This is a genomic window from Thermanaeromonas sp., from assembly GCF_021890735.1.
In the GTDB taxonomy this organism is placed as follows: Bacteria; Bacillota; DSM-521; order Neomoorellales; family Neomoorellaceae; genus Thermanaeromonas.
Genome location: NZ_JAKKUR010000077.1, coordinates 1 through 8,569 on the forward strand (window position 1 = coordinate 1; position 8,569 = coordinate 8,569).

The window sequence follows — 8,569 nt, forward strand, 5'->3', positions numbered from 1 at the left end:
TTTTGAATTATTTACCACGCGTATTGAGGAAGCTAGAGACAAGACCGGAAGAAACTTGCCTTGGTAAAGATTTGCCGCTATAATTAGATATAGCTTGTTTGTTATACTCCCGAGGAGGTGCCTTCCTTGCCAGGCGTAAAAAGGATCATGATCAGCCTCCCAGAGAGCCTTCTAGCTGAAGTGGATGGGCTAGTCACACTCGAGAAGCGCAACCGCAGCGAATTTATCCGGGAAGCCATGAAACTGTATATAGCGGAGCGGAAACGTAGAGCCTTGCGTGAGCAGATGAAGAGGGGCTACCAGGAAATGGCTCAAATTAATTTATCCCTAGCCGCGGAAAACTATGCAGTAGAGGAGGAGGTCCAAAACTACTACGATAGCAAACTGGCGGAGTGCAAGTAAGATGCTTGTACGGCGTGGCGATATTTTCTACGCGCAACTTAATCCGGTAGTGGGGTCTGAGCAGGGAGGTACCCGACCTGTATTGATTATACAAAATGATATCGGCAACCAATATAGTCCCACCACTATCGTAGCTGCCATTACCTCCCAGATAAACAAAGCCAAGCTCCCCACCCACGTGGAGATAAGCGCAGCCAAAAGCGGCTTGGAGCGAGACTCGGTAATTTTGGCGGAACAGATCCGCACTATTGATAAAAGCCGCTTGCGCCAGAAGGTAGCAGCCCTTGATGAGGAAACCATGGAGAAGGTTAACCGGGCCTTGGAGATAAGCCTTGGATTGACTGAAATATAGACTTCTTAAAGTCTAAAAGGCTAAGTCTACCTGCCCGGTGCAGGTAGGCTTTTTATTTTATGGGGGAAAGCTCGGGGAGGAGACACCCTGTGCCTGCTGTTATCGGTCTTACCTGCGACGGTGATCTTGATGGTCGCAGGATCTATTTAAATGCTGCTTACGTAAATGCTATCCTTCAGGCTGGCGGCATCCCCCTTCTTCTTCCTTCAGGTTCTAAAAAGATGGCAGAGGAATATTTAAGGATAATCGACGGCCTCCTCTTAACCGGAGGAGGGGATGTGGATCCCCGTCTTTATGGCGAAGAACCTAAGGGAGGTTTGGGCCGGATATTAAAAGAGAGAGATGAATTCGAACTTTACATTACCCAGCGTGCCCTTGTTTTAGGTAAGCCTATCTTGGCCATCTGCCGCGGTATGCAGGTTTTGAATGTGGCGGCCGGCGGTACCCTCTACCAGGATATAGCCCGGGAATTGGGATCTTCTTTGCATAATCCCGGCGGGCCCCGGAACGCGGTGCACCACAGGGTAGAAATACGATCCGGTACGCTACTGGGCCAGTGGCTGGAGGGCCAGGTTGGGGTAAACAGTATGCATCACCAGGCAGTACGCTCATTGGGTCAGGGTTTAAGGGTGAGTGCGACCTCTGAGGATGGAGTTATCGAAGCAATAGAAGGTACAGGAGAAGTTTTCGTAGTGGGCGTACAGTGGCATCCGGAAGAGTTGGCGCATCTTTATCCTGAACAGCACGAGCTGTTTAAGAGGTTTGTTGTTGCAGCAGATATTTCCACTTAATGCAGGATTTTGGAAAAGAAGATCGAATTTAAAAGATAAAAGGTATCCGAGGTACTTTTCAGGAGAGGTGAAGGATGGGTAACCCACCTAAGGTGCTTATAGTTGATGATGAAACAGGTGTACGGTTACTTTTAGAACTGGTTTTCCGTGAGGAAGGATATCAGGTAGCAGTAGCCGCTAACGGGATGGAAGCCTTACAGAAGGTACGGTCCTTTCAGCCCGATGTGGTGGTCATGGACATTAAGATGCCCGTTATGGACGGGCTGGAAACTCTTCCCCGCATTAAAGCCCTCTCGCCCCCTACCAAGGTCGTTATCATAACAGCTTATCTAGAAGCTGCCACCATAAAACAAGTTTGGGAACGGGGGGCCAGTGAGTTTCTTTATAAGCCCTTCGATATCATGGATATAAAGATGACGGTGCGTCGTTTGGTAGAAGAAAAAGGTCAGGCTTATGGTACTTAAGACCAGTTTTCGGGTTCTACTCGGGGGTGAAAAGCGCCGTGCAATATGATCTATATGTAATCACTTCCTCGGAGTTATCCCGGGGCAGGGAGACCTTGGAAGTAGTGCAGGCAGCTCTGGCCGGAGGAGCAACAATTATCCAGCTACGCGAGAAAAACTGGCCTGCCCGCAAGTTAGTAGAGGTGGGAAGGGAAATCAGAAAGCTCACCAAAGAAGCTGGGGCAGGTTTTATTGTTAATGATAGACTGGATATAGCTTTAGCTTTAGAGGCCGATGGGGTCCACATAGGACAAGAGGATCTGCCCGTTGATGTGGCCAGGAGACTCCTCGGCCCGGGGAAAATATTGGGGGTTTCGGTCGGTTCGGTAGAGGAGGCTAAGGAAGCTGTGGCTCAAGGAGCGGACTACTTGGGAGTGGGTTCCATTTTTGCTACCGCATCTAAGACCGATGCCGGGCCTCCTGTAGGAGTAGAACTCATCAGGCAGATTAAAAAGGAAGTTAATGTTCCCGTGGTGGGCATCGGCGGTATAAACTTAAGTAACGCCGCCCAGGTCATAGAGGCCGGGGCCGATGGGGTAGCCGTTATATCCGCGGTTGTGTCTGCAGAGGATATAAAATCTGCGGCCCGGTCCTTACTTAAAATCGTGCAGACTACTAAAGCCAAGTTGTACTAAAATATTTAGGGTTTCAAGATAGGGTAAGCCTTGGGAAGGTGGAGGGCCGTGAACTGGGAAGAGCTAGCACAAAAAGTAAAGTCGTGCCGGGCTTGTAACCTGCACCGAAGAGCTAAACAGCCTGTGTTGGGGGAAGGGAATCCGAAAGCGTTGCTTATGTTAGTAGGGGAGGCTCCGGGTGCCAGGGAAGATGAGCTCGGGCGGCCCTTTGTAGGAGCGGCTGGAGAACTCCTCAACAGGATCTTAGAAGCTGCTGGATTTAAAAGGGAAGATGTGTATATCACCAACGTAGTAAAGTGCCGTCCTCCGGGTAATAGATTTCCTACGCCGGACGAAGTGCGGGCCTGCCGGCCCTATTTAGAAAATCAAATTAAGCTTGTTAACCCCAAAATCGTCGTCTGTCTGGGAGCTTTGGCCACACAAGCCCTCATTGCCCCTGGGGCACGGATAACCCGCCTTCGTGGCCAGTGGATCCAAAAGGACGGCATTTTTTACCTTCCCACTTTTCATCCCGCAGCTTTGTTGCGGGATGAAAATAAGAAACGTCCCGTCTGGGAAGATTTTAAGCGTGTACGGGCCCTTTATCACGAGCTCAGCACCGTCCAGCTATCCCTGAACTTCATAAGCTAGGTAGGTAGATGGCTATACTACTGCCGGGTGGGAAAGAAATGGAGATATATCTTGAAAGCGAGGAAAGTACCAGGCATCTGGGACGGGTACTGGGGGAGCTCCTTAAACCGGGCGATGTGGTCCTGCTTTGTGGAAGTTTGGGGGCAGGGAAGACGACTTTAGCCCAAGGTTTAGGTATAGGTTTAGGGGTAAAAGAACGGATAACGAGCCCTACCTTTACTTTAATTCAAGAATACAAGGGGCGCTATCCCCTATATCATATAGACCTTTACCGGTTGGAAACCCTCGAAGACATACAAGAGTTGGGACTTCTGGAAGATTACCTCGGGAGATCCGGGATTGCAGTTGTTGAGTGGGGAGAAAAGTTACGTAAATTCTTGCCTGAGCGGTTAGAGATACATCTGGAAACGGTCTCCCAGGGGGGGCGGTGGGCTCGTTTCAAACCTTACGGGCAGCGCTATCAGGACCTGGTTGCGGAGGTTAACAGGCTGCTGCTTTCAACTAAAAGCTAATGAGAAAGCTAATAAAGGCTAGTTGCGGGAAAAGGGGCGGAAGTGGTTGTTGGTTTTAGGTTTGGAGACTTCTACTGCGGCCGCTAGTGTTGCTTTGGTAGATGGGGATGGCCTACTAGGGGAAATGTTTTTTAATACCGGCCGCCATGTTTCTCGCCAGATCCTGTCTTTGATCTCTTTACTACTTAAACAAACCGGAGTGGAATTCGAGGATTTAGAAGGTATTGCTGTGGCCCTCGGTCCGGGTTCCTTTACTGGCCTGCGCGTCGGAGTGGCCACCGCTAAGGCTCTAAGCCATGCCAGCGGTAAACCCCTGGCCGGGGTTCCCACCTTGGATGCTTTAGCTTTAAATGCAGCGGGTGTTACAGGCTTGATATGCCCGGTAGTGGTAGCCCGGCGGGAGGAGGTATATACCGCCCTTTATCGCTGGCAGGAGGGAAGATTATGTCGCCTTATCCCATACCAGGCAGTAACCCCAGCTTCATGGGTTGGGTACTTAGCTTCCTACAACGAGCCGGTTTATTTCTTAGGCGATGGGGTACAGCCTTTCGAGGAGTCCTGGGAAAGCTTAAAAGAAAAGGCTGTCTTCTTACCCCCGGAAAATTCTTTCCCCCGGGCCGCCCATATTGCCCGGCTGGGGAGGGAGCGGCTATCGCGAGGGGAGAGGGACGACATTTTCCAGCTAAAGCCACTATACCTGCGCCCGCCGGCAGCGGTATACAAGGAACTTTAGAGGTTTCTATAATGCCCATGGGCAGCCAGCACCTGGATGGTGTACTAGCTATTGAGCGCTCATCCTTTCCTACCCCGTGGAGCCGGGCCTCCTTTTTAAACGAGCTTTACACTAACAATTATGCTTTTTATTACGTTTGCCTTTGGGAGAATAAGGTTGTGGGATACGCAGGGATGTGGATTATATTGGATGAAGCTCATATTACAAATATAGCCGTACACCCCGACTTCCGGAGGTGCGGGATAGGAGAACTTCTTCTTGATACGTTAATTAAAGAGGCAGTAAAGCTGGGAGCTGAGCGCATGACTTTAGAAGTACGTATCTCCAATATACCCGCCCAGCGGCTGTACGAAAAAAAAGGTTTTGTGCGTAGCGGCATCCGTAAGGGCTATTATACCGACAACCGGGAAGACGCAATTATCATGTGGAAAACCCTGCATCAGGCGGGTGGTCGAGATGAGTAGCATTATCCTGGCCATTGAGACCTCTTGCGACGAAACGGCTGCCGCGGTAGTAGAAGATGGGGTAAAAGTGCTGGCTAACATTATTGCGTCCCAAGATATTCACCGGCGTTATGGCGGAGTAGTGCCGGAGATCGCTTCGCGTCGCCACCTAGAGAATATCGGACCTGTGGTGCAGGAAGCCTTAGACCAGGCGAGGATCTCCCCGGCCGGGGTGGACGCAATAGCCGCTACTTACGGGCCCGGCCTGGTAGGGTCTTTACTTGTAGGGTTGTCTTACGCTAAAGGTTTGGCCTTTGCTTTAAAAAAACCTTTTATAGGTGTTCATCATTTGGTAGGCCACATTTATGCAGGATTCTTAGAATATCCCGAGCTACCCTTGCCGGCTGTATGCCTGGTGGCTTCAGGTGGGCATACCAGCTTATTTTACCTGGTAAGTCATGAAGAGCGATACCTTTTGGGTTCTACCCGGGATGATGCGGCAGGAGAGGCCTTTGATAAGGTGGCCAGGGCCTTAGGTTTGGGCTATCCTGGGGGGCCTGAGCTGGAAAAATTGGCTCGTAACGGGGATCCCCAAGCCATTCATTTCCCGAGAGCTTGGTTAGAGGAAGACAGCCTGGATTTTAGTTTCAGTGGGTTAAAAACGGCGGTGGCCAATTATTTAAGGCAGAGGAAGGAAGCAGGGCTGGAAATAAACCTTTCTGACGTAGCAGCGAGTTTCCAGGAGGCCGTAGTAGACGTGTTGGTTGGTAAGACACTCAAGGCTGCTCTAAAAAATATGGCTAAATCTATCTTGGCGGTGGGAGGGGTGGCTTCTAACCGGTATTTTCGCTTTTCTTTAAAGAGATCAGCCCGTGAAGCAGGAATACCTGTTTTTATTCCCCACCCTGTTTATTGTACGGATAATGCGGCTATGATCGGTTGCGCCGCCTATTACCAGTACCTGCGGGGACAGTTTTCCTCTTTAGATTTGGATGCCGCTCCAGGTTTACCTCTGGAGGTTTTATGAGGTAACATGAGGTCTCCTAGGGACCATAGTCCTTTTCCCTGGGGATAAAAGTTTGTGGATAATGTGTATAAAACTGTGACTAAAGCCCAACATCAAGGTCGGATGATGTGGAAAAGAGGCGCTTGGGACAGGCTCATGATACAGGTCTTTTTGTGGATAAGCGCTGCGCGGCTTGAAAATTAAGCTTCGGAGTTGTGGATGGCTTTGTGGATAAGTGGCAGCTCTTGGTCTTAACCTGTTCACGCTTTAATATCCTTCCTTTGACCTCCACCTGTAATTTACGCTGTGTTTTCTGCAGTAACCTGCAGAACCCCCGAGGGGTAGAAGCCGTTTTTATTCCACCTTTGCACCTGGGTGAAATAGAAGAGCTTCTCGGGTATTTGGATCCTTTTCGCCCCATTGTAATAGGAGAGTCGGCTACCCGCATAGTAGAGGGAGAACCGCTAACCCACCCCGAATTTTTCCCCATTATGCAGAGGTTACGCCGGCGTTTTCCCCAGACTCCTGTGGAAATCACTACTAACGGTCTTTTGTTAAATAAATCTCAGGTAGAGGGCTTAAAAGGGTTAAAGCCTCTAGAGTTTAAAATTTCCCTCAATAGTGCTACACCAGCAGGCAGAAAAAAACTGCTCGGGAGAAGGGAAGGGGTGGAGGTAATTGGTGTTGTTGAAGAGCTAAGTGAAGCGGGGATACCTTGCCACGGAAGTATAGTAGCTTATCCTCAGTTGGTAGGTTGGGATGACGTTGAGGAGACCATACATAGTTTGGTGCGGGCGGGAGTGTTAACTATACGTATATTCATCCCGGGTTTTACTCGTATAGCACCTGCCATTTTACAGTTCGATCCCCAGGTTTTCCGGCAGGACTTAGAGGTATTTGTGGAGAAATTGCGTCGAGAGTTTAGGATACCTATAATCATAGAGCCTCCCTTTCTTCACAACCTTGTTCCCGAGGTGGCTGGGGTGCTTCCCGGTTATCCAGCAGAAAGGGCCGGACTTCAAAGGGGAGATGTAGTTCTAGAAGTAGACGGGCAGGTTCCCCGTTGCCGGGTAGAGGCTTTTCGCCTACTTTCCCGGCCGGGCAGGCATAAGGTAAGGGTGAGGCGGCCGGTACAAGAAAAAGGGCAGGAAGAAGAGGAAATAATACTTGAAGTACCTTCCGGCGGCAAAAGTGGAATAGTTGTAGAATGGGACGCCGATCCTGAAGTTGAAGAGGTGATCCGTAGAGCTTGTCTGCGCCATGAGGCGAAGCGGGCCGTAGTTTTTACTTCTGAATTAGCCTATAGGGTTATGGAGAAGATGACGGCATCTTTAACAGTTACGGTCCGGGTGGTACCGGTTCGTAACAAGTTTTTTGGGGGATCTATAGCTTGTGCAGGGCTTCTTACAGTGGAGGACTTTTTAGCTTCTTGGAAGAAACTGAAAAAGGAAGGCGAAGACCCCGACCTGCTTTTACTTCCTAAAGTGGCTTTTGACTTTCGCGGGCGGGACCTCGTGGGAAGGCATTATACTGAATTAGCCAGGGCAAGTGGTGTACCAGTGGAGGTATTGTAGGGTTTGCTTTACGCCTTACCTACTAGTAAAATTCCGCCATTGCCAGTGAAGTACCGGTATCGATATGCCCAAGAAAATTGAGGATAGGGAGATGACAAGATGAAGGCATATCTCAGGAAAGAAGTACTGGCGCGTAGAAACGCCTTGTCTGAAGGAGAACGAAATAAAAAAAATAAAGCCATACACCGGCGCCTGTTATCCTTGTCGGCTTGGGAAGAGGCTAATTTCCTTATGATTTACGTATCTTTTGGAAGTGAAGTGAGTACGGATTATCTTATCAAGAAGGCTCTGGCGCAAGGCAAAAAGGTGGCTGTACCTTATTGCTTGCGGGAGGAACGGAAGCTCATGGCTTCAGTAATATACGATTATCCCGGAGACCTTATACCGAGAACGTGGGGCATTCTTGAACCGCGGCCTGAAGCCTTAAGGCCCGTGGAACCAGGACTTATAGATCTCTGTCTAGTACCCGGTGTGGCCTTCGATATTTACGGTAACCGCTTGGGCTATGGGGCCGGGTACTACGACCGATTTTTACCACGCTTACGCCCGGATGCCTACAAAATAGCTTTGGCCTTTGAGGTTCAAATTGTAGATACTGTTTTTCCTACACCACAGGATGTGCCAGTAGATTTAATAATAACTGAGGCCCGTATGATAAGGCCGTAATATCCTGCATTTTGAAAACAGACGGGGTGCAAAAAATAGCCGTAAAACCCGGTAAGTGCGAGAAACAAAGAAAAAATGCGGGACATATGTTTTAATATGCCGAGATATCTCACATAATCGTAAAAGGCGGTGATTATTTTCCCTTGAACAGGAGAAGGAGGAGATGATATATTAAACACTGCCTCCGCTGAAAGGAAGAATTCCTGAAAGCGGGGGCGGGGTTGACAGAAGGATAGCGACAGTGATAAAATAAAAGTCGCCTCTCACGACGGGGTCTTTGAAAACTGAACAGTGGCGAAGTGGGCCAGGTGTAGGTAGTTTA

12 protein-coding genes are annotated in these 8,569 nt (G+C 49.5%); all 12 read left to right on the forward strand.

What is annotated here, in order from left to right; translation table 11 throughout:
• Positions 1-126 precede the first annotated feature (126 nt).
• Positions 127-402 (forward strand): CopG family ribbon-helix-helix protein, encoded by a 276-nt coding sequence (locus L5656_RS09490; protein ID WP_366018235.1) that lies wholly within the window; start codon positions 127-129, stop codon positions 400-402.
• A gap of 1 nt (position 403) precedes the next feature.
• Positions 404-754, forward strand: coding sequence for a type II toxin-antitoxin system PemK/MazF family toxin (locus L5656_RS09495; RefSeq protein ID WP_084663475.1), 351 nt, complete (start codon positions 404-406; stop codon positions 752-754).
• A gap of 89 nt (positions 755-843) precedes the next feature.
• Positions 844-1,545 (forward strand): gamma-glutamyl-gamma-aminobutyrate hydrolase family protein, encoded by a 702-nt coding sequence (locus L5656_RS09500; protein ID WP_297202340.1) that lies wholly within the window; start codon positions 844-846, stop codon positions 1,543-1,545.
• Between the two features lie 74 nt (positions 1,546-1,619).
• A complete protein-coding gene (locus L5656_RS09505) occupies positions 1,620-2,009 on the forward strand; it encodes a response regulator (protein ID WP_297202342.1) in 390 nt (129 codons plus the stop codon).
• A gap of 38 nt (positions 2,010-2,047) precedes the next feature.
• Positions 2,048-2,683: a thiamine phosphate synthase gene (gene thiE, locus L5656_RS09510; RefSeq protein WP_297202344.1), complete on the forward strand. Its 636-nt coding sequence runs from the start codon at positions 2,048-2,050 to the stop codon at positions 2,681-2,683.
• A gap of 48 nt (positions 2,684-2,731) precedes the next feature.
• Positions 2,732-3,313 (forward strand): uracil-DNA glycosylase, encoded by a 582-nt coding sequence (locus L5656_RS09515; protein WP_297202346.1) that lies wholly within the window; start codon positions 2,732-2,734, stop codon positions 3,311-3,313.
• Positions 3,314-3,351: 38 nt separating this feature from the next.
• The gene (gene tsaE, locus L5656_RS09520; protein ID WP_297202348.1) at positions 3,352-3,825 is read left to right on the forward strand and encodes a tRNA (adenosine(37)-N6)-threonylcarbamoyltransferase complex ATPase subunit type 1 TsaE; all 474 of its coding nucleotides are present in this window, start codon (positions 3,352-3,354) and stop codon (positions 3,823-3,825) included.
• Positions 3,826-3,871: 46 nt separating this feature from the next.
• Entirely contained in the window at positions 3,872-4,558 is a 687-nt protein-coding gene (gene tsaB / locus L5656_RS09525) for a tRNA (adenosine(37)-N6)-threonylcarbamoyltransferase complex dimerization subunit type 1 TsaB (protein ID WP_297202350.1), read from the forward strand.
• A gap of 11 nt (positions 4,559-4,569) precedes the next feature.
• A complete protein-coding gene (rimI, locus tag L5656_RS09530; RefSeq protein WP_297202352.1) occupies positions 4,570-5,022 on the forward strand; it encodes a ribosomal protein S18-alanine N-acetyltransferase in 453 nt (150 codons plus the stop codon).
• Positions 5,015-6,028 (forward strand): tRNA (adenosine(37)-N6)-threonylcarbamoyltransferase complex transferase subunit TsaD, encoded by a 1,014-nt coding sequence (tsaD, locus tag L5656_RS09535; RefSeq protein WP_297202354.1) that lies wholly within the window; start codon positions 5,015-5,017, stop codon positions 6,026-6,028. Before rimI ends, tsaD begins: the two co-directional genes overlap by 8 nt.
• A gap of 206 nt (positions 6,029-6,234) precedes the next feature.
• Complete coding sequence (locus L5656_RS09540; RefSeq protein WP_297202356.1) at positions 6,235-7,581, forward strand: DUF512 domain-containing protein; 1,347 nt, start codon at positions 6,235-6,237, stop codon at positions 7,579-7,581.
• Positions 7,582-7,680: 99 nt separating this feature from the next.
• Positions 7,681-8,247: a 5-formyltetrahydrofolate cyclo-ligase gene (locus tag L5656_RS09545; protein WP_297202358.1), complete on the forward strand. Its 567-nt coding sequence runs from the start codon at positions 7,681-7,683 to the stop codon at positions 8,245-8,247.
• The last annotated feature ends 322 nt before the right edge of the window (positions 8,248-8,569 follow it).

Coding starts and splice junctions, on each gene's coding strand:
- L5656_RS09495 (WP_084663475.1), top strand. CDS start 404: ATGCTTGTACGGCGTGGCGATATTTTCTACGCGCAACTTAATCCGGTA.
- L5656_RS09505 (WP_297202342.1), top strand. CDS start 1,620: ATGGGTAACCCACCTAAGGTGCTTATAGTTGATGATGAAACAGGTGTA.
- tsaE (WP_297202348.1), top strand. CDS start 3,352: ATGGAGATATATCTTGAAAGCGAGGAAAGTACCAGGCATCTGGGACGG.
- rimI (WP_297202352.1), top strand. CDS start 4,570: ATGCCCATGGGCAGCCAGCACCTGGATGGTGTACTAGCTATTGAGCGC.
- tsaD (WP_297202354.1), top strand. CDS start 5,015: ATGAGTAGCATTATCCTGGCCATTGAGACCTCTTGCGACGAAACGGCT.
- L5656_RS09545 (WP_297202358.1), top strand. CDS start 7,681: ATGAAGGCATATCTCAGGAAAGAAGTACTGGCGCGTAGAAACGCCTTG.